The organism is Bartonella sp. AP30XZML (assembly GCF_042195945.1).
Classification (GTDB): domain Bacteria; phylum Pseudomonadota; class Alphaproteobacteria; order Rhizobiales; family Rhizobiaceae; genus Bartonella.
The window spans coordinates 54,325-74,252 of record NZ_JBHIPJ010000027.1 but is presented as its reverse complement, the minus strand read 5'-3'; the positions used below and the strand labels follow the sequence as shown (position 1 = coordinate 74,252).

Sequence of the window (19,928 nt, the reverse complement as noted above, 5' to 3'; positions counted from 1 at the left end):
TCCTTTTTACGCTAAAAAAGAGACTTTTCAGTGATAGAAAACAGGTATGCTGTTATTCTCATTTCTATCCTGAAATAAAATTTAGAAAAATTTTAAATGCAAACTGAAAAAATTACTTTGTTATGATCAGAAACGGCTTTTGCTAATTTTTTATAAATCTATCGTATTTTCCTAAGTTAGTGAAAGTATTTCAGGAGGAGGAGCGAGAAGTTCATTGGAGATATGGTTATCCAAATAGTGGGCACATCGTTCAATAAGTTTTTCATGACATCCACTGAAAAAGTGATTAGCCTCTTCCAATATTTCTTGTGTAATGATGATACCTTTTTGTGTTTTTAATTTATCGACAAGTATTTGAACATCTTTTGGAGGGGCAACTTTATCGATACCGCCATGAATGATAAGTCCAGAAGAGGGACAAGGTGCAAGAAATGAAAAGTCATAAACATTAGGCTGAGGGGCAACTGAGATAAATCCCTCAATTTCCGGTCGGCGCATTAAAAGCTGCATACCAATCCATGCTCCAAATGAGTATCCTGCTACCCAACAATTTTTAGAGTCTGGATGTTGTGTTTGCACCCAATCGAGAGCAGCAGCAGCATCTGAAAGTTCTCCTATTCCATAATCAAATTCACCCTGACTACGACCAATACCACGAAAGTTAAAACGTAAAGTTGTAAAGCCACGTTGTTGGAACATATAAAAGAGGTCATAGACAATTTTATGATTCATAGTTCCACCAAATTGGGGATGAGGATGCAAAATGATCGCAATGGGTGCATTTTTTTGTTGTGAAGGTTGATAACGCCCTTCGAGCCGACCCGCGGGACCGTTAAAAATAATTTCTGGCATAAAATGCTCCTTAATGCAATAAAAGGCTCTCTTTGACCCTGGTCGACTTTTACCATAGAATCTCTTAAATAATTATTAGATATTCTTTTTTTAGTGCACTTTTCAAGAAAAATGCGCTATTTTTTCAATCAATTCATAAGATTAATGATTGCGATGTAAAATGGTTATAAAACGCCGATATTTTGATCATAACGCAACAACACCGCTCAAAAAAGTGGCACGGATAGCGTTACTGGAATCTTTAGAGATATTTGGTAATCCATCATCGGTTCATAAGGAAGGGCGTGCCGCTAAAACTTTGTTGCAAAAGTCCCGTCGGCAAATCGCTGAAAATCTTAAAACAGATCCAGATCACGTGGTATTTACCTCTGGTGCGAGTGAAGCCGCAATGACTTTGTTAACACCTTTTTACAATATGGGGAAAGCAAAAGTTAAATTTTCTCATCTTTACCTTGGAGCGACTGAACATCCCTCTGTTGCAGAGGGAGGACGTTTTTCTAAAGAATTGATAAGCGTCATTGATGTTGATCAAGATGGGCTCATACAACAAGATAAATTAACATCACTCTTAACGGTTCACGATAAAACAAAAGGTTTACCTCTTGTTGCTATTCAAGCTGCAAATAGTGAAACGGGTGTTATTCAACCGTTAACAGAAATCGCCGCTATTGTTCGGGATTTAGGAGGCACTCTTATAGTTGATTTGACACAATATGTAGATAAAAATTTTGTGGATATTCATCAGTTAGGAGGAGACTTTTTTATACTGTCTGCCCATAAAATTGGCGGTCCTAAAGGAATTGGTGCTTTTGTTTCATGTGGTAATCTTCTCATGCCACACCCTCTTATTATTGGAGGAGGACAAGAAAAAGGTCTCCGTGGAGGAACAGAAGCATTGCCCCTTATTGCTGCTTTTGGGGCAGCAATGGCTGATTGCTTCACACAGGAGGAAATAAAACAGTTAATATATTTACGCAATAAATTAGAAGATGGACTACAAAAAATAAGTAAAAATGTTGAGATTTTTGGCAAAAGAGTTCAACGTTTGCCAAATACAACTTACTTTACCGTGAAAAATCTAAAAGCTGAAACGATGCAAATTGCTTTTGATTTAGAAGGGTTTTCTTTATCATCCGGCTCTGCCTGTTCTTCGGGAAAAGTAAAACAAAGCAAAGTGTTGGAGGCAATGGGGTATCATGTTCCAAATGGTGCCATTCGCATTTCGCTAGGGCGTGGCACAACTTCTGAAGATATTGATGATTTTCTGTCGTTTTTTTCTCAAATTATAAGCAGGAAAAAAGGGGAAGATTTATCATCAGAAAGTTATAAAAATTAGAATTATTTTAAAAATAAAATAAGTTTGATTGAAATTTTTGCACTTTACCTATAGCCTAGGAGATAACTTGCTTACTTTAATCTTGTAAAAAACAAGACTTTAGTTACCGGTTTTTGACGCCAAAAAATGGAGAAAATTTATGCCGGCAGTACAAGAAACGATACGCCAAGTACGTGAAATAGATGTTGACCAATATAAATATGGTTTTGAAACCAATATTGAAACCGATAAAGCTCCAAAAGGCTTAAATGAGGATATTATCAAATTTATTTCCGCTAAAAAAAATGAGCCTGAATGGATGCTAACATGGCGCTTAAAAGCTTACCGCCGTTGGCTGACAATGCAAGAGCCTCATTGGGCGCGTCTTGAATATCCTAAAATTGATTTTCAGGAGCTTTATTATTATGCTGCTCCAAAAAATCATACAGGACCAAAATCTTTGGATGAAGTGGATCCTGAGTTATTAGCAACGTACGAAAAACTTGGCATTCCCCTTAAAGAACAAGAGATTTTGGCAGGAGTAAGAAAACAGTCTGATCCCTCCACTTTTGATGACAGTATGTCTGTATCGGGGCAGGTGGCTGTTGATGCAGTCTTTGATTCTGTTTCTGTTGTAACAACATTCAAAAAAGAGCTGGCACGTGCTGGTGTGATTTTTTGTTCTATTTCAGAGGCGATTATTGAACATTCTGAGCTTATTAAAGAATATTTAGGAACAGTTGTACCTATAAGTGATAATTATTATGCAGCCTTAAATGCAGCTGTCTTTACAGATGGTTCATTTGTTTATATTCCCAAAGGGGTTCGTTGTCCTATGGAGCTTTCAACTTATTTTAGGATTAATGAACGCAACACTGGCCAATTTGAACGAACATTGATTATCGCCGCTGAAGATTCCTATGTTTCTTATCTTGAAGGGTGTACAGCACCCCAACGTGATGAAAACCAACTTCATGCTGCTGTTGTTGAGCTTATTGCCCTTGAAAATGCAGAGATTAAATATTCTACAGTACAAAACTGGTATCCTGGCGATAAAGATGGAAAGGGTGGTATTTATAATTTTGTGACGAAGCGTGGAGATTGTCGAGGTGATAGCTCTAAAATTTCATGGACACAAGTTGAGACTGGTTCTGCGATTACTTGGAAATATCCATCCTGCTTACTCCGTGGTGATAATGCGCGTGGAGAATTTTATTCTATTGCTGTTGCAAACGGTTATCAACAAATTGATTCTGGTACAAAAATGATTCATTTGGGAAAGAATACATCCAGTCGCATTATTTCCAAAGGTATTTCTGCAGGTTTTTCAAATAACACTTATCGGGGACAAGTCACAGCTCATCGAAAAGCACAAAATGCGCGTAACTTTACGCAATGTGATAGTTTGTTAATCGGAAATGATTGTGGTGCGCATACAGTTCCTTATATTGAAGCAAAAAATGCAACAGCTCAGTTTGAACATGAAGCCACAACATCAAAAATTTCTGATGACCAACTTTTTTATGTTATGCAAAGAGGAATTCCCGAAGAAGAAGCTATCGCATTAATTGTAAATGGTTTTGTAAAAGAGGTCATTCAAAAACTTCCCATGGAATTTGCTGTCGAAGCACAAAAGCTTATTAGTATTAGCCTTGAAGGTAGTGTTGGATAATTTTATTTAATTAGATAAATAGAAGACTTTATGTAAAAAGGCTGTAACGGTAGCACATAATGCTAAAAATGACCTCTATGGTAATTACAAAAGTAGATGGATGCTAAGGTAAAATAATACGCATTGATATCTGAAAAACAGCCAAAACAGGATTAAATTATGTTAGAGATCAAAAATTTGCACGCCCGTATTGCTGAAACCGATACAGAAATTATTCGTGGTTTAAACTTGACAGTTCAAGATGGAGAAGTTGCTGCTATCATGGGACAAAATGGAGCCGGAAAATCAACTTTATCTTATTTGCTTGCTGGTCGTGATGATTATGAAATAACAGAAGGAGATATTCTCTATAATGGACAATCACTTTTAGAAATGGATCCAGCAGAACGTGCTGCATATGGTGTTTTTCTTGCATTTCAATACCCAATGGAAATACCAGGGGTAGCAACAATGGAATTTTTAAAAGTTGCGATGAATTCTCAACGCAAAGCGCGAGGTGACGAAGAACTTAAAATTCCTGAATTTATAAAATGTGTTAAAGAAGTTTCAGCCAAACTTGAAATAGATATGGATATGCTAAAGCGTCCATTAAATGTAGGTTTTTCAGGTGGAGAAAAAAAACGCGCTGAAATTTTACAAATGGCACTTCTTGAACCTACACTTTGCATTTTAGATGAAACGGATTCTGGTTTAGATATTGATGCACTAAAAATTGTTGCAGATGGTGTTAATAAGCTTCGGGATTCAAAACGTTCATTTTTGGTGATTACCCATTATCAACGGCTGCTTAATTATATTATTCCTGATACGGTACATGTTCTTTATAAAGGACAAATTATCAAAAGCGGTGATAAATCCTTAGCGCTTTATTTAGAGCAAAATGGGTATGCTGATCTTATTAGAGAAGCGGTTTGAGGTTATTAAATATGAATGCACAGCAAAACTTGTTAACGGTTGAAGAAAATATACTCAGTAATTTTAATCAGTATGTAAACCACTTACCTGGTGATAAAGCTGTACAGGAAATCCGCAAGAAAACTATTGAGCAGTTTCAAACGACACGGCTTCCTTCCCGTAAAATAGAAAGTTGGCATTATACCAATTTGCGTACCTTACTGAAGTCTATTAGCAATTTTTCAAAAGTTCAAGACAATCAATTGGTTGATGCATTGCTTTCAGAAAGTGCTGTTTTCTCCATAAACAATGGAAAAACATCGATAGAGTCAAAGGTAGACAACATTGCAGTAAAACGCCTTTCAGACGCATTAGAAGATAATTCTGTACAGATAAATCAAAACATTTCTGATGAAGATTTTATTGGACAGTTAAATACAGCTTTTGTTACAGATGGTTGGCTTTTTCACATCCCTGAAAATACAAAGTTAAATATCCCCATTGAATTACAAAATATACAAATGGGGGGACAATCTCATATTTTTTCGGATATAAAAGTTGATAAAAATAGTCAAGTTATGTTTATTGAACATCAGGTTGGCAATGATAAAGATACCTTTGTCAGTTCAATATTTTCATTAAATGTTGCTGCTGATAGTGATGTTACGTGGATTCTCATTCGCAATCGTGATTTTAATTCTACACAATTTGGTCGATTTTGTGCTGTTCTTGATCAAAGAGCGAAGTTATCACTTTATGTCATTAATATAGGGAGCCAATTAAATCGCCAAGAAATCAATATTGAATTACAGGGAGAAGAATCTGATTTTCAATTACGCGTCATAAATTTATTATCAGGACAAACACATAGTGATCTTACAATGACTGTTCGTCACGTGGAAGAAAAATCAACATCAACCGAAATTATACGCAATGTGGTTACAGATAAGGCTGTTGGTGTTTTCCAAGGAATAATACGTGTTTCTCAAAAAGCGCAAAAAACAGATGCACGCATGGCTTGTAATAGCCTTATTCTTTCAGATGATGCAGAATTTAATGCAAAGCCTGAACTGGAGATTTTTGCTGATGATGTTGCATGTGGTCATGGTGCAACAGTTGCTAATATTAATCATGATTATCTTTTTTATCTTATGACACGTGGTATCCCTTTTAAAACGGCTCGTGCGCTTTTGATTAAAGGATTTATCTCTGAGCTCATTGATGACATCAAGCAAGATAATATTCAAATCGTTTTAGAGAATATCATTAGTAAATGGCTTGAAAAAAATGTTTAAGGTAGAAAAAATGGAAAATAACGTACAAACATTTACTTATAATGTCGAAGAAATTCGGCGTGATTTTCCTATTTTGCACCATCAAGTTTATGGAAAGCGATTAGCATATCTTGATAGTAGTGCTTCTGCCCAAAAACCAATGTCAGTACTCAATGCAATGAATAATTATTATCACTATAGTTATGCTAATGTGCATAGGGGAATGTATTTTTTAGCCAATATAGCAACACAATCCTATGAAAATTCTCGTGAAACCGTTCGTGTTTTTCTAAATGCTCAAAAAGCTGAAGAAATTGTTTTTACGAAAAATGCAACAGAAGCTATTAATACTGTTGCTTATGGTTGGGCGATGCCAAAACTCAAAGAAGGTGATGAGATTGTTCTAACGATCATGGAACATCATTCAAATATTATTCCTTGGCATTTTCTCCGTGAACAAAAAGGTGTTAAACTTATTTTTGTTCCTGTCGATGAAAATGGTGTTCTGCACATTGAAGATTTCCAAAAGGCTTTAAGCGAAAAAACGCGGCTTGTTGCTATAACGCATATGTCCAATATATTAGGAACTGTGCCTCCTGTTAAAGAGATTATTAAGCTAGCACATCAAAATTCTATTCCTGTTCTTGTTGATGGTTCTCAAGGAGCAGTACATTTAACCGTTGATGTACAAGATCTCGATTGTGATTGGTATGTCTTTACAGGTCATAAGCTTTATGGTCCCACTGGTATTGGTGTTTTGTATGGTAAAGAAGATAGATTAGAAGAAATGCGTCCTTTTCAAGGGGGAGGGGAAATGATCGAGGAGGTAACAACCGATAAGGTTTTTTATAATGCTCCTCCTTACCGTTTTGAAGCAGGCACTCCTCCTATCGTTGAAGCTATTGGATTAACTGCGGCTATTGATTATATACAAGAGAAAGGTCGTAGCACAATTCATGCCCATGAGAGGTCCCTTTTAGCTTATGCACAGGAAAAACTTAAAATGGTTGAGTCATTGCGTATTTATGGTCATTCTCCCAATAAAGGAGCTATTATATCATTTACAATTGAAGGGATTCACGCCCATGATATCGCTATGTTTATTGATAGAAAAGGGGTTGCGATACGTGCGGGAACTCATTGTGCACAGCCTTTATTACAGCGCTTTGGTCTAACATCTATTTGCCGCGCATCGTTAGCCATGTATAACACTCAAGAGGATATAGATCAATTAGTAGAAGCATTGCAAGAAACAAGGACATTTTTTAATGGCTGAATCAATTGAAGAGCGTCATTCTACAGAATCCGTTGAAACTGTAAGCGAAAATAAAAAATCTTACATATCAGCAATTCCAGCAGACGAAATTGATCGTATGACAAATGATATTATTTCTGCTCTCAAAACAGTTTATGACCCAGAGATTCCTGCTGATATTTATGAGCTAGGACTGATTTATCGTATTGATATTGAAGATGATCGTTCAGTAAAAATTGAAATGACTCTTACAGCACCGGGATGTCCTGTTGCGGGTGAAATGCCAGGGTGGGTAGAAAATGCAGTCAGTGCAGTTGAAGGGGTTTCGTATGTTGAAGTCACTATGACTTTTGATCCACCATGGACACCTGATTGTATGTCAGAAGAAGCTCAAATTGCTGTCGGATGGTACTAAAAGTATTGTTAAGAGACTCTAATTTAGCCATTCATGAATAAGCTGTTTACTTTTCATAAGCGTTTAAATTTAAGGACGATCGCATGAGTTATAATAAACAAAAACTAGAACTCACTTGGATTGGAAAAGAAAAACGCCCAAAACTAGAACCTCGTATCTTATTAGAAGATCTTGAAAAATCTTATCACGCTTCGCATCGAATATCATCCCAAGATATTTTTGATAATAAACTTATTTTTGGTGACAATTTGCTCGCACTCAAAGCGCTTGAACAAGAATATATGGGGAAGGTAAAATGTATCTATATCGATCCGCCTTATAATACAGGCAATGCCTTTGAACATTATGAAGATGGTTTAGAGCATTCCATATGGCTCAGCCTTATGAGAGACAGGCTAGAATTGTTACATCATTTACTGGCGGATGATGGAAGTATCTGGATATCAATTGATGATGATGAACAAGCCTATCTTAAAGTGATGATGGATGAAATTTTTGGTCGCCAAAATTTCATCAACAATATTATTTGGCAAAAGAAATATGCTCCACAAAATGATACAAAATGGCTTTCTGATAATCATGATTTTATAATGGTTTATGCCAAAGACAAAACGATTTGGCGCCCTCAATTGCTTCCTCGTTCAAACGATATGGATGCGCGCTATAAAAATCCTGATAATGATCCTCGCGGTCCTTGGAAATCTGGAGATTTATCTGTAAAAAGAGTAACACCTAAGGATATTTATGAAATCATCACACCTTCTGGACGCAAGGTAATGCCTCCTAATGGTAGAAGTTGGGCTATGAATAAAAAAAAATTCTTTGAATTATTGAATGATAATCGTATTTGGTTTGGTCCAACAGGAAGTAATGTTCCTTCTATGAAACGTTTTTTATCAGAGGTAAAAAATGGTATGGTTTCAATGACCATTTGGCCTTATCAGGAAGTTGGCCATAATCAAGATGCAAAAAAAGAAGCCAAAGTCTTCAATTCTGATAGTGTCTTTACAACTCCTAAACCGGAACGTTTAATGGAACGCATTATTCAACTTGCCACTAATCCCGGTGATCTTGTACTGGATTCTTTTGCTGGTTCTGGCACAACCGGTGCTGTTGCCCATAAAATGGGAAGGAAGTGGATTATGATTGAACTTGGTGAGCATTGTCACACCCACATTATCCCTCGTTTAAAACAAGTCATTGATGGAACTGATCAAGGGGGAATTTCCAAAAGTGTCAATTGGCAAGGTGGCGGTGGATTCCGTTATTATCGCCTTGCACCTTCTCTGTTGCAAAAAGATCCATGGGGACAATGGATTATTCGTCGCGAATATAATGCTGCCATGCTATCAGAAGCCATGTGCAAACATATGGGATTTACCTATGCACCGGATGAAAATCATTATTGGATGCAAGGGTATTCAACCGAAACAGATTATATTTATGTCACAACGAGCGCCATGACCCATGCACAACTCTGTATAATGAGTGAAGAGGTAGGCTCTCATCGCACGTTGCTGATTTGTGGTACAGCCTTTGATACAAAATCAGCATCCTTTGAAAATCTGACACTCACTAAAATCCCCCGTGCAATATTAGAAAAATGCGAATGGGGAAGGGACGATTACAGTTTAAATGTAGCCAATCTTGAACCAGTGATTGTGGTAAAAGAAAACAGCAAAAATAAAGATATTGCGCAAGCAGAATTAGATCTATTTGAATAATATATAAAAAGCGGAGTTTTTCATGAACACTGTTGAAAAAAGGATTTCTGCTCGCTTATCGTTGCGTGATCCTCAACGTGAATCTTTAAATATTTTGGTAAAAATCTTAGAAAATATAGAGCTTTCTAAAAATGCTGATTTGGTTGCAGAGTTAGAAGTGATAAAAAATCTTTATCCTTCTGTACAAGATTTTGAACGAAACTTTCCCTCTTTTTGTTTTACCTTAGCAACGGGTGTTGGGAAAACGCGACTTATGGGGGCTTTTATCAGCTATCTTTATTTAACAGGTCGTAGTCGCCATTTTTTTGTTTTAGCGCCAAATTTGACTATTTATGAAAAGTTAAAACAGGATTTTAGTCCCAAAAGTCCGAAGTATGTTTTCAGTGGAATGAGTGAATTTATTGCCAATAGACCCGTTATTATTACAGGTGAAGATTATGAAAGTGGTAAAGGTATTCGCGTTGATGAACACCATATTCAAGGACAAAAGCGTTTGTTTGAGAATAGAGATACGGCCTTTATCAATATTTTTAATATTTCTAAAATTAATACAACGGATAATAAAAAAGGCGCACTAAAATCTAGTATTCCGCGAATTAAACGCTTACAAGAAACGATTGGTGAAAGTTATTTTGATTATCTCGCAAATCTTCCTGATTTAGTTTTGTTAATGGATGAAGCACATCGTTATCGAGCTTCTGCTGGTGCGGCAGCAATTAATGAGTTAAAACCTGTTTTAGGAATAGAGCTTACAGCGACACCAAAAACAATAGGTGCAAAACCCGTAGATTTTAAAAATGTTGTCTATAGTTATTCACTTGCAGAGGCTATGAGAGATGGTTTTGTAAAAGAGCCTGCTGTTGCTACACGTAAAGATTTTCAACCTCAAAATTATACATCTGAACAATTAGAACATATCAAATTACAAGATGCAATTCATGCTCATGAAAACGTGAAAGCAGATTTAATTGTCTATGCAAAAGATTATAACAAAAAGTTCGTTAAGCCTTTTATTTTAGTTGTCGCTCAAGATACAAATCATGCACAGAAATTGCGTGATTTATTGGAATCAGATGATTTTTTTGCAGGAGCTTATAAGGGAAAAGTTATAGAGATTCATACAAAACAGTCGAATATAGAAGAAGATCAAAATATTCAAAAGCTGATTGCAATTGAAGATTCTCATGACCCAACAGAAATTGTTATTCACGTTAATAAATTAAAGGAGGGGTGGGATGTTACGAATCTCTATACTATTGTACCGTTGCGTGCATCGGCTTCAGAAATTTTAACAGAGCAAACAATTGGGCGTGGATTGCGTTTGCCTTATGGGTATAGAACAGGCGTGGAAGCTATTGATCGTTTAACAATTATTGCGCATGATCGTTTTCAAGATATTATTGATCGTGCAAACGATCCAAACTCAATTATAAAAAAGCATATTGAGATTGGAACAGGAGGGAATATCCCCTTTGAAAAGACCGATATAGTGACAGTTCCAAGTCAAGTAGAAGCTTTATTGATGCAAACGATGGTAATACGTAATTCCGATATAAATGGAGCATCTTCTGATTTACAAGGTATCATATTACGTCATACAGATTCCCCTACATTAACACCTGAAGAGCAAGATATTGCAGCGATCGCGTGGGATCTTATCAAAGAGAATGATAAATTGCCAAGTTCTCAAATGCTTTGTTCTGCACAGATACAAGAAAAAATTGCTAATAAAGTTATGAATATTAAGCCTTCATCACAAAAGTCTCTTGTATCAAAAGTGGTGACAATTCTGACAAAACAATTAACAGAACTGATAATAGATATTCCAAATATTATACTCATACCTTTGCGTGATGTTACTTATGGTTTTTATGACTTTGATTTAAAAAATCTAGAAAGCTTAAATTTTCAACCTGTTAGTAAAGAACTTTTAATTCGAGAATTGCGTACCCATAAAAGCATTTTTCTCACATCTAAGAATGAATATGTCAAAGAGCCTTATCTTGAAAACTACATCATTCGTGGTTTGATTGATAATGACTTTGTCGATTATGATAACCATACGCTCTTATTACGAAAATTAGCTAGTCAGATGGTAGAACATTTCCGATCTTATTTACCCAATGATACAGCTGTTGAGAACGTATTAATTCACTATCAGCACAAGCTTACTAGTTTTATTGTTGCGCAATTAAGAGAACATCAATGGGAAACGCAAAAAGATTATGCGGTTAAAGTTACACGGGGTTTTACAGCTTTATCACCTATCCATTATGTGTTACCGCAAGGGATGTCTCCTCTTGATTTTCGTAATATTCCTGCCATTAAAAGTGATATTAAAAAACTTGTATTCAGCGGCTTTAGAAAATGCTGTTATCCTTTACAAAAGTTTGATTCAGTAGAAGGGGAATTACGATTTGCTCAAATATTAGAGGATGATGCACAAGTCTTGAAATGGATGAAACCCGCTCGAGGTTTTTTCAAGATAGAATATGATAAAGGATCAATCTATGAACCAGACTTTGTTGTAGAAACGAAGGATGCCAAATATCTTTGTGAGCCTAAAAAAGCCTCTGAAATGCAAAATCCTATTGTTTTAAAAAAGAGAGAAGCTGCAGTTCAATGGTGTTGTCATGCAACGCGCTATGCGGCGACTTATGGCGATAAAAAATGGTATTATGTTCTTATTCCCCATGATGTTATTAAAGCAAATAGTAGTTTTGAAGGTTTGTGTGCGGAGTTTACCATTTCAGAATCTATACTTGAGAGCTCTTAACTTTTTTCTAACGACGTTAAAATAAAAGGAAAAATGTATAGAAAAGTTACACAAGATTATGCTTTTTTATGGTGATTTGTAGTACATTTACAATTTTTTATAAAAGTACAATCTTATTTTCGTTATGTGAAAAGATCTTTGAGTTATAGTTATAAATTAAAAAAATATTTTAATTTTATTGAGTAATTTAATAAATGTTCTTTTTTTAAAAAACTTAAACAGTTTATTGTTCTTTCATTTAAAACGCCTGAATATAATGAAATACCCAGAGGATAAAAGGGGGAGTTTTTCATATGACTTTAAATTTAACAAACACTGTTTTTAATTTTTTAAAGAAAAACCCGACAAAAAAGTTTACAGCTCGAGAAATTGCTCAATGGATATTTGAAAATTACCCAGAAAAATGCCGTCAAAAACAAAAGCATTCAACGGCGATAATCAATCCCCTTAATAGTGATGCAGCTCTTATTCAGCAAATTGTTGCTGAAATAGGATCGCAGCGCCCTCAATTACAAAAGCGTTATCCAGAAATTAAAACCACTGAAGGACGACCGCGACAATATTATTTTACTAAACAAACAGATAGTGCTGAAATTGATGCAATAGAGGACAATGCAAAGAGTAGAACAGAAGATGGCTCTGTTAAAGAGCATGATCTTTATCCGTTATTATCTAAATTTTTATGGTCAGAACTTGCAGTTTATAGCAAACGCATTAATGAGAAATGTTCTCGTAATAAACATGGTGCAGGCGGAAATAAATGGCTTTATCCAGATCTCGTAGGGATGCAAGATTTAAGCAAGGAATGGAATCGTGAAATCAAAGACTGTGTTTTGCAATATTTTGATAAAAAGACAAAGCTTTGGTCTTTTGAAGTAAAAATTCTCATCAATCGTTCAAATTTACGAAAAGCATTTTTTCAAACAGTTAGTAATTCTTCATGGGCTAATTTGAGTTATTTAGTTGCTAGTGAAATTGAAGGAGTTGATACATTAAAAGAGCTTCGGATGCTTTCAAGTTTGCATGGAATTGGATTTATAAGACTTAATAAGGAAAACTCTTCCGAGAGTGAGATCTTAATTCCTGCCAAAGAACGTAGTGATATTGATTGGGATACTGCTAATAGATTAGTGGAGGAAAACAAAGATTTTCTTGATTATATTAAGCTCATTCGTCAATTTTATCAAACTGGTGAGATACGTCCACTAGATTGGGATCATATGTATCTATAAGGGGTATTTTTAAAAAGACTCTATTGTTTAAAAGCCTTTTTTCAGAGTGATGAAAAATTACTCTAACTATTTTGTTTGACTTATTATATTGATATTGTATCAATTAAAATTTTTCTCACGTACCTCATGAGTAGGGTTGAGTAGGGGAAGAGTAAAAATTCTGTTTTAGTCCTGTTCTATTTTGTGCATTGAGCGTGATTCCATTAGATACTAGACTTAATGATTATAATTTATTATAAATTTGCTATTATAGAGGGTGAAATTCGACTTTTTTGCTTTGTTTACATCAAGCATGGAAAATATTACTTCCTCATATTGAAGTCTTCTTACGGAGAATTTACACTACTATTTCTTTAATTTCCATTACTGTTCATTTTGATGATTATTAAGCTTTTTGTTATCCGAAGTAAACATTCAAAAAAACATTAATTTTATAAAATATTCACATAGTTTACTCAATTTCTTGAAATAGATTAAAAAAATAAATTTCTCTCACACCTTATGGTAAAGGGAGTGTGTACTGTCGCAGTCTGCCACAATACTCTCTTTATTTTTCAATAATACCGCACGCTAAACGTGCTCCACCTCCGCCAAGCGGTAATGGTTTATCTGATTGATTATCAGCCCCTAAATGAATGACTAAAGAGCGCCCTTTAATTTCAGAGATTTTTTTTAATCGTGGAGCAAGAACGCTCATTATGGCATATCCCTGCTTATCAACATAAAGTGCTGGTAAATCACCAAGATGACCATTGACATTATAAGGTCCTAAATGTTTTCCGGTATGTTCCGGATCATAATGTCCACCTGCGCTTCCACCAATTATACCATCTTTTGTATCACATAAAGGATTTACATGTACATGAAAACCATGCATTCCTTCTGATAAAGTAGATAAATTAGGGATGAAAATCAAACCGTATGTGGTTTCTTCAATTTTAATGCTACCAATAGCCTTTTTGGAATTGTTATCTTCTAATTTATAAATATTTACTTGTTTTGATAGTGCTAATGCAGAATTTTTATGAATTAAAAATGCCATAAAAAACAATAATGATAATAATATTTTTTTCATGAAGTACCTTTATACTTATCTTTAAATAGATTATTATCTATAAATAATAATCTATACTAATTATATGTTATATAAGTGTCTTAAATTGAACTTTAAGAAAAATAATTTACATAGAAATATTAGTTTTTATAAAGAGCAAATAAATTAAAGTATGTTTATATATATTTCTGAACATAAATTTTATTTTTTGATCTATAAAAAATACAGCTTTTATGGATGGATAATTATATCTCACTTACATTTCTTCAAGAGATGTTTTTAAAAAATCTACTTTTTGAGGTATAATAAGAAATTAAATAAGGAATTTTAGTAAGTTAGATGTTATTTCATTTATAATATGATAATCGTTTCATCAAAAAAAGAACATATAATTTGTTGATGATTTAATTGTTTTTCATAGAAAAAATGACGAGAAATTTCTATGCATTATGTAATTTATAAGAGAAAAAATTATTATGATTCATATAAATTTCCCAATAAAATACAGCATATACCGACACTCCCTCCCATTCCTGATCCTATCAGTGCTCCTATTATTATTCCGGAAGAAAGTGCTACTCCTATACCCATTGCGATAACTGGACCAAATCCAGGAAGAGCAATATAACCATAAGCTGCAAGAATTGCCGCGATAGCTCCTGATATGCTACCATTTAAACCGCCAATGAAAGCAAATTCTTTAATAGAATGGCAGTACTTTTTTAATTTTTTTTTCTTACAGCTGTGAAAAGAAACGTTGCTGTAAGTTTTTAAATCAATCATATTCTTTTCTTTCATTTTGAATGCTAACTGTTCCTGAATAGTCAACGGATACGAAAAAATGGGACTTTTTAAATTTTACTAAAGCACGCCAGATACCATTGTCATCTAAGCGCAATCGTTTAATATTCTCAAAACCATTTTGCATAAGACAATTTTTAACTTGTGAGGCAGTAAATGAGTTCTGACCTATTTTAGTGACCTTTTGAGTAGAGCTATAGGTAAAGGTTTGACAATAAGGAAGGTGAAAAACTTCACTTATTGAAGTCGTGACTATCAACGAGACACATGCAATCATTATAAAAAAAGTACTTAATTTCAAAAAATTATTTAGTGTCATCTTGTTACCATTTGTTGAAACAACACTTCATTAACCTCTGTGTTACTAACAGGTTCCAAAGATGATTTTATTTTTAATATTATACTTAACAATAAAAATTTTTGAAAATATATTGATTAAATAAAACCGTTTTTTTTATTTATTTTCTTATTAAAATTAATTTTATAAAATAACTTTTTCAAAACGGTATTATTTTTCATTTTCTTTATAGTGCTAAATTTAACAGCTATGATTTAGCAAGATATCTTTATAATTTAATTTGTAGTATATAATTCAGTTTTCTCTTATTTCATATCAACATACTAAATATATATAATAATTTTTAATAAAAAATAATTTACAGTTATATTAATTATAACATGTTATTATTATAAATAAATCAAATAAATATAATTAATTATTTTAATATAATTTGTTACTTCTTATAAAGAACAAAAATATTTTTTATATCAGTAATAGATATGATTGCAAAATGCAATTTATTATTTATTATTTTACGTTATTATCCATTATTGCTTAGTAGAGCTGTTTTGATGTTTTTGTTGGAAATATTTGCATAATTTCCTTAAATCCATAACCGGGATACATTCCTTCGCGCATAAATAAATTACGTAATGGTGGGAAACTATGCAACAAACCAAGCCCAATGCTTCGTATGATATGAACAGGCAACATATGAGAAAGTAGGGCAGAGTTCAGTGTATGAACAGCTCCACTTCGGATTAATATATCTGGTTTGCGGCATTTGTTATAATGTGCAACAATCATTTCAGAGTTAGAATTGGATATTTTATTGGGTAAAATATCCATTAAAGTTTGGACATCACGGAATCCTAAATTCAATCCCTGTGCTCCAATAGGGGGAAAAACATGAGCGGCTTCACCCACTAAAATTGTTCGATTAGCAGCAAAATGATGAGAAAGAAGTCCGAAAATCGGCCATGCTTGAATTGATGTTTCTAAGCTTAGCTTTCCAAGCATTGATTGCATTTGGTTTTCGATCATTTTTGCAATTGTTTTTGGTTCTATATTTAATAATTCCTCAGCGCGGGAAGGATGAACAACCCATACAAGACTAGATCTTCGTCCTGGTAGTGGAACCTGTGTAAATGGACCGTGTTCTGTATGAAATTCAGTTGATGTATTTTGATGAGAAAACTCATGAGAAAAGTTGAGAACAAGTGCTTTTTGTGGATAATTCCACTGTTTCACACTTATCCCTGCTGCGGCACGTGTAAGAGAGTGACGTCCATCAGCTGCAACAACAAGTGGTGCTTGAATAATTCTATGATCAGCAAGAGTAATGCATACATGGTTTTTTGTGTGATGAACAGATTTGGCAGCAGAAACAAATCTTGTAATATTGGGCGTATGTGTAACAGCGTCGACTAAAGCACTGTTCAATTTTACATTAGGTATATTATAGCCAAAAGCTTTTTCGCCAATTTCAGTAGAAGAAAAATGCACCGTAGGAGCATGCACAATTCTAGAAGTTATATCTATAATTCTCATGGACGATAAAGCAGCTGCATGTTTTTGAAGATTGTCCCAAATATTGAGTTTTTGAAGCGTGCGTATTGCGGGCATCATAAGAGCCGTTGTCCGTAACTCATCTGTATGAGCAGGGGGTCCAACAAGAAAAACAAAAAGCCCCTTATGTGCAAGACTCAGCGCGGCTAACATTCCGACAGGACCTGCACCAATAACAGCAATATCTTTATGCTCTTCCTTTTCAAATATCAAAACGATTTGAACCTTTATTCATTGAGAAAATATTTTAACATTTCCAAATGATCTCTCTCTTTTTATTATATGAAGCTCTTCTATTATTATAGTATGTAATAAATAATGCGATATAAAAAAGTAACCTTTTTATGATTTTTTTAAATGCTGAGTTATATCATCGTTAAAAAATGGCGTATTGATAGATGGTTGAAGACTTTAAAAACGAGGATAAGAAAACCTTGAAACGTAAATTAACAAAGAAAATCAAAACAAATGCTAAATTATTACGCCATAAAAAAGTAACAATGCCACAAGCAAAGGCCTTTTCCGTTCATTTACTAACAGCTTCGGGATCATTTTTAGCGTTTCTTTCTCTTATATCAGCCTCTCAAAAAGAATGGACAGCTATGTTCTGTTGGCTTGGGCTTGCTCTTCTCGTTGATGGTATAGATGGACCAATTGCACGCAAACTTGATGTTAAATACGTTCTTCCAACATGGTCTGGAGAGCTGTTAGATAATATTATTGATTACGTGACTTATGTCCTAATTCCTGCCTTTGCACTCTATCAAAGTGGTTTCATGGGGGTAGGGTTATCATTTTCATTGAGTGCAATTATTGTTATTTCATCTGCTATTTATTATGCAGATACTAGTATGAAAACCAAAGAAAACTTTTTTAAAGGATTTCCTGTTGTTTGGAATATGATGATTTTTACGCTTTTTGTCGTCAGACCAGGAGAGTGGATTACTTTTATCATTATTGTTTTATCGGCGATTATATCTTTTTTGCCAATTTATTTTATTCATCCAGTAAGAGTCCTTCGTTTACGTAGAATTAATTTTCCCATTTTTCTCTTATGGTGTTTTTTTGGTGTTTCTGCCTTCTTTTATCAACTAGAGGCTCCCTATTGGGTTAAAATAGGAATTTCGGTAACAGGAATTTATATATATTGTATTGGCGCAATCATGCAAACATTTCCTAAACTTGGGGAAAAAAGTATAAAAAAAACAATGAAATAATTGTTTTAAGAAGGGTGTGAGATGCAAATTAATTTTGGAGCAGATGATGATATTTCTTTTACGAAAGAAGGGCGTGCTGGTATTATAAAGCTCACACGTCCTTCAGCATTAAACGCTCTTAATCAACGAATGATTTCAGCTTTAAAAAAAGCTCTCAGAACATGGGAAATAGATGATAATGTTTTTTGTGTCTTAATTGAAGGGGAGGGGCGTGCTTTTTGTGCTGGTGGAGATGTTGTAGAAATCTATCATATGGGGAAAAGTACTGCTGCTTGTCAATACTTTAGGAATGAATATAGTTTAAATGCTTATATCAAACATTTTTCAAAGCCCTACATTTCTTTCTTAAACGGTATTTGGATGGGAGGTGGGGTAGGTATTTCTCTCTATGGCTCGCATCGAATTGTTACAGAAAATACAGTTTTTGCTATGCCAGAAGGTGCGATTGGATTTTTTCCAGATGTAGGTGCAAGTTTTTTCTTACCATCTCTTCCCAATCATTTTGGTATCTATCTTGCATTAACGGGCGCATGTATAAAGTGGGGAGATTGCTTAAATTTAGGATTAGCAACACACGCCGTTGCTGAAACTGAATTCGATATGATTAGAAAAGCTGTTATTGAGCAAGGAGATCCTACTTTAGCTTTAAACGAGCGAGCAATTACAAAAGACTATGAAACAAGTCATGAAATACGTTGTATTATTAACACTTGTTTTAGTGCCCATACCTTAGAAGAATGTCTTGAGTTGCTACATAAAAAAAGCAATGAAGATGTTTTATTTGCTAAAGAATGTTATGATATTTTGCAGTCACGTTCTCCGACAAGTTTAAAAGTTATCTGGAAACAAATGAAACAAAATTCATCTCAAACGTTGGAAGATTGTATGAAAATTGAAAACCGCATAGCGTATCATATGCTTCATTCACATGATTTTTATGAAGGTATACGTGCTATGTTAATCGATAAGGATAAAAGACCTCAATGGCAACCAGATAAACTTTCAAATGTGACAGATGAAATGGTAGATTCTTACTTCCAACCTGTTGAACAAGAGTTATTATTGTGAAAAATAATTCTCACAAACAGATTTCAAAAATCAATTTAATCTATAACTGTTACTTACGGTTTTTGGCACTTATTTGCTTAGTTCTAGGTATTTGTTATTGGATACGCCTTGTTGGTGTTTTTCCAGGTATTCTATGGCGTTTTGATCTTATGCCTTGGCAGTGGCAATTTACATCAGCTATATTGGCTATTCTCTATCCTATTGCCTTAGTTGGACTTTGGATGTATTCACTATGGGGTATCATTGTGTGGTGTATTGCAGCGTTGATTGAAGCAATAACAATATATTATTCCGATTTTATTTATCAGCCATTTGTACCATTATTTCATGGAATATTGTTTTTAGCTTTTATAGTACTACAAATTGTGATTATTTTTTTTAAAAGAGTAAAAAATAAAAAAACATTGTGATTAAAATTTTCGAGCCAGAATAACAGGCTCGATTTTCGATCTTAGTTAACTTAAGTAGCTCATTTTAAAGCTTCGTTCCTCAAAACGCTGATACTAGCTATACTTCCCCATAAAGTTCCA

The 19,928-nt window shown here is 34.2% G+C and carries 17 protein-coding genes; 12 read left to right on the top strand and 5 right to left on the bottom strand.

The features are described from left to right. Positions 1–171 precede the first annotated feature (171 nt). Complete coding sequence (locus tag ACFIL2_RS01815; RefSeq protein ID WP_375613441.1) at positions 172–852, bottom strand: alpha/beta hydrolase; 681 nt, start codon at positions 850–852, stop codon at positions 172–174. 160 nt (positions 853–1,012) lie between these two features. Between ACFIL2_RS01815 and ACFIL2_RS01810 the strand changes: the two genes are divergently transcribed. The 9 genes from ACFIL2_RS01810 (at position 1,013) to ACFIL2_RS01770 (ending at position 13,409) form a co-directional block, all read left to right on the top strand. Further along, on the top strand, positions 1,013–2,188 hold the full coding sequence (locus ACFIL2_RS01810; protein WP_375634076.1) for a cysteine desulfurase family protein: 1,176 nt from the start codon (positions 1,013–1,015) through the stop codon (positions 2,186–2,188). Between the two features lie 139 nt (positions 2,189–2,327). Further along, positions 2,328–3,839, top strand: coding sequence for a Fe-S cluster assembly protein SufB (gene sufB / locus ACFIL2_RS01805; RefSeq protein WP_375634078.1), 1,512 nt, complete (start codon positions 2,328–2,330; stop codon positions 3,837–3,839). 159 nt (positions 3,840–3,998) lie between these two features. Continuing rightward, positions 3,999–4,754 (top strand): Fe-S cluster assembly ATPase SufC, encoded by a 756-nt coding sequence (sufC, locus tag ACFIL2_RS01800; RefSeq protein WP_375618156.1) that lies wholly within the window; start codon positions 3,999–4,001, stop codon positions 4,752–4,754. Between the two features lie 11 nt (positions 4,755–4,765). Next, on the top strand, positions 4,766–6,028 hold the full coding sequence (gene sufD / locus ACFIL2_RS01795) for a Fe-S cluster assembly protein SufD (protein WP_375634079.1): 1,263 nt from the start codon (positions 4,766–4,768) through the stop codon (positions 6,026–6,028). A 10-nt stretch (positions 6,029–6,038) separates the two neighbouring features. Beyond that, positions 6,039–7,283 (top strand): cysteine desulfurase, encoded by a 1,245-nt coding sequence (locus ACFIL2_RS01790; protein ID WP_375618154.1) that lies wholly within the window; start codon positions 6,039–6,041, stop codon positions 7,281–7,283. After that, the gene (locus ACFIL2_RS01785; protein ID WP_375636727.1) at positions 7,276–7,677 is read left to right on the top strand and encodes an SUF system Fe-S cluster assembly protein; all 402 of its coding nucleotides are present in this window, start codon (positions 7,276–7,278) and stop codon (positions 7,675–7,677) included. The genes ACFIL2_RS01790 and ACFIL2_RS01785 overlap by 8 nt, the downstream gene beginning before the upstream one ends. Before the next feature lie 83 nt (positions 7,678–7,760). Further along, a complete protein-coding gene (locus ACFIL2_RS01780; protein WP_375675846.1) occupies positions 7,761–9,401 on the top strand; it encodes a site-specific DNA-methyltransferase in 1,641 nt (546 codons plus the stop codon). 22 nt (positions 9,402–9,423) lie between these two features. Further along, positions 9,424–12,177: a DEAD/DEAH box helicase gene (locus ACFIL2_RS01775; protein WP_375636729.1), complete on the top strand. Its 2,754-nt coding sequence runs from the start codon at positions 9,424–9,426 to the stop codon at positions 12,175–12,177. Between the two features lie 293 nt (positions 12,178–12,470). After that, positions 12,471–13,409, top strand: coding sequence for a COG2958 family protein (locus tag ACFIL2_RS01770; RefSeq protein ID WP_375643112.1), 939 nt, complete (start codon positions 12,471–12,473; stop codon positions 13,407–13,409). 547 nt (positions 13,410–13,956) lie between these two features. Here ACFIL2_RS01770 and sodC read toward each other — a convergent pair. The 4 genes from sodC to ACFIL2_RS01750 form a co-directional block, all read right to left on the bottom strand. Then, positions 13,957–14,484 carry a superoxide dismutase [Cu-Zn] SodC gene (gene sodC, locus ACFIL2_RS01765; RefSeq protein WP_375634661.1) on the bottom strand — a complete coding sequence of 176 codons (528 nt, stop codon included), beginning with the start codon at positions 14,482–14,484 and terminating at the stop codon, positions 13,957–13,959. A gap of 453 nt (positions 14,485–14,937) precedes the next feature. Then, complete coding sequence (locus ACFIL2_RS01760; protein WP_375634660.1) at positions 14,938–15,261, bottom strand: hypothetical protein; 324 nt, start codon at positions 15,259–15,261, stop codon at positions 14,938–14,940. After that, positions 15,239–15,583, bottom strand: a complete 345-nt coding sequence (locus ACFIL2_RS01755) for a hypothetical protein (protein ID WP_375611907.1) — start codon at positions 15,581–15,583, stop codon at positions 15,239–15,241. The genes ACFIL2_RS01760 and ACFIL2_RS01755 overlap by 23 nt, the downstream gene beginning before the upstream one ends. A gap of 516 nt (positions 15,584–16,099) precedes the next feature. Next, positions 16,100–17,326 carry a UbiH/UbiF family hydroxylase gene (locus ACFIL2_RS01750; RefSeq protein WP_375680297.1) on the bottom strand — a complete coding sequence of 409 codons (1,227 nt, stop codon included), beginning with the start codon at positions 17,324–17,326 and terminating at the stop codon, positions 16,100–16,102. 185 nt (positions 17,327–17,511) lie between these two features. On the opposite strand from ACFIL2_RS01750, the gene pcsA reads away from it, so the two are divergent. Genes pcsA through ACFIL2_RS01735 form a run of 3 tightly spaced genes read left to right on the top strand, consistent with a single transcriptional unit; the run spans position 17,512 to position 19,808 of the window. Then, positions 17,512–18,330, top strand: coding sequence for a phosphatidylcholine synthase (gene pcsA, locus ACFIL2_RS01745; protein WP_375634087.1), 819 nt, complete (start codon positions 17,512–17,514; stop codon positions 18,328–18,330). Between the two features lie 21 nt (positions 18,331–18,351). Next, the gene (locus tag ACFIL2_RS01740) at positions 18,352–19,398 is read left to right on the top strand and encodes an enoyl-CoA hydratase/isomerase family protein (RefSeq protein ID WP_375680296.1); all 1,047 of its coding nucleotides are present in this window, start codon (positions 18,352–18,354) and stop codon (positions 19,396–19,398) included. After that, positions 19,395–19,808, top strand: a complete 414-nt coding sequence (locus ACFIL2_RS01735) for a DUF6163 family protein (RefSeq protein ID WP_375634091.1) — start codon at positions 19,395–19,397, stop codon at positions 19,806–19,808. Before ACFIL2_RS01740 ends, ACFIL2_RS01735 begins: the two co-directional genes overlap by 4 nt. The last annotated feature ends 120 nt before the right edge of the window (positions 19,809–19,928 follow it).

Bases quoted from the DNA above. Each gene is read 5' to 3' on its own strand.
- ACFIL2_RS01815 (WP_375613441.1), bottom strand. From the start codon at position 852: ATGCCAGAAATTATTTTTAACGGTCCCGCGGGTCGGCTCGAAGGGCGT.
- ACFIL2_RS01810 (WP_375634076.1), top strand. From the start codon at position 1,013: ATGGTTATAAAACGCCGATATTTTGATCATAACGCAACAACACCGCTC.
- sufB (WP_375634078.1), top strand. From the start codon at position 2,328: ATGCCGGCAGTACAAGAAACGATACGCCAAGTACGTGAAATAGATGTT.
- sufC (WP_375618156.1), top strand. From the start codon at position 3,999: ATGTTAGAGATCAAAAATTTGCACGCCCGTATTGCTGAAACCGATACA.
- sufD (WP_375634079.1), top strand. From the start codon at position 4,766: ATGAATGCACAGCAAAACTTGTTAACGGTTGAAGAAAATATACTCAGT.
- ACFIL2_RS01790 (WP_375618154.1), top strand. From the start codon at position 6,039: ATGGAAAATAACGTACAAACATTTACTTATAATGTCGAAGAAATTCGG.
- ACFIL2_RS01785 (WP_375636727.1), top strand. From the start codon at position 7,276: ATGGCTGAATCAATTGAAGAGCGTCATTCTACAGAATCCGTTGAAACT.
- ACFIL2_RS01780 (WP_375675846.1), top strand. From the start codon at position 7,761: ATGAGTTATAATAAACAAAAACTAGAACTCACTTGGATTGGAAAAGAA.
- ACFIL2_RS01775 (WP_375636729.1), top strand. From the start codon at position 9,424: ATGAACACTGTTGAAAAAAGGATTTCTGCTCGCTTATCGTTGCGTGAT.
- ACFIL2_RS01770 (WP_375643112.1), top strand. From the start codon at position 12,471: ATGACTTTAAATTTAACAAACACTGTTTTTAATTTTTTAAAGAAAAAC.
- sodC (WP_375634661.1), bottom strand. From the start codon at position 14,484: ATGAAAAAAATATTATTATCATTATTGTTTTTTATGGCATTTTTAATT.
- ACFIL2_RS01760 (WP_375634660.1), bottom strand. From the start codon at position 15,261: ATGAAAGAAAAGAATATGATTGATTTAAAAACTTACAGCAACGTTTCT.
- ACFIL2_RS01755 (WP_375611907.1), bottom strand. From the start codon at position 15,583: ATGACACTAAATAATTTTTTGAAATTAAGTACTTTTTTTATAATGATT.
- pcsA (WP_375634087.1), top strand. From the start codon at position 17,512: ATGGTTGAAGACTTTAAAAACGAGGATAAGAAAACCTTGAAACGTAAA.
- ACFIL2_RS01740 (WP_375680296.1), top strand. From the start codon at position 18,352: ATGCAAATTAATTTTGGAGCAGATGATGATATTTCTTTTACGAAAGAA.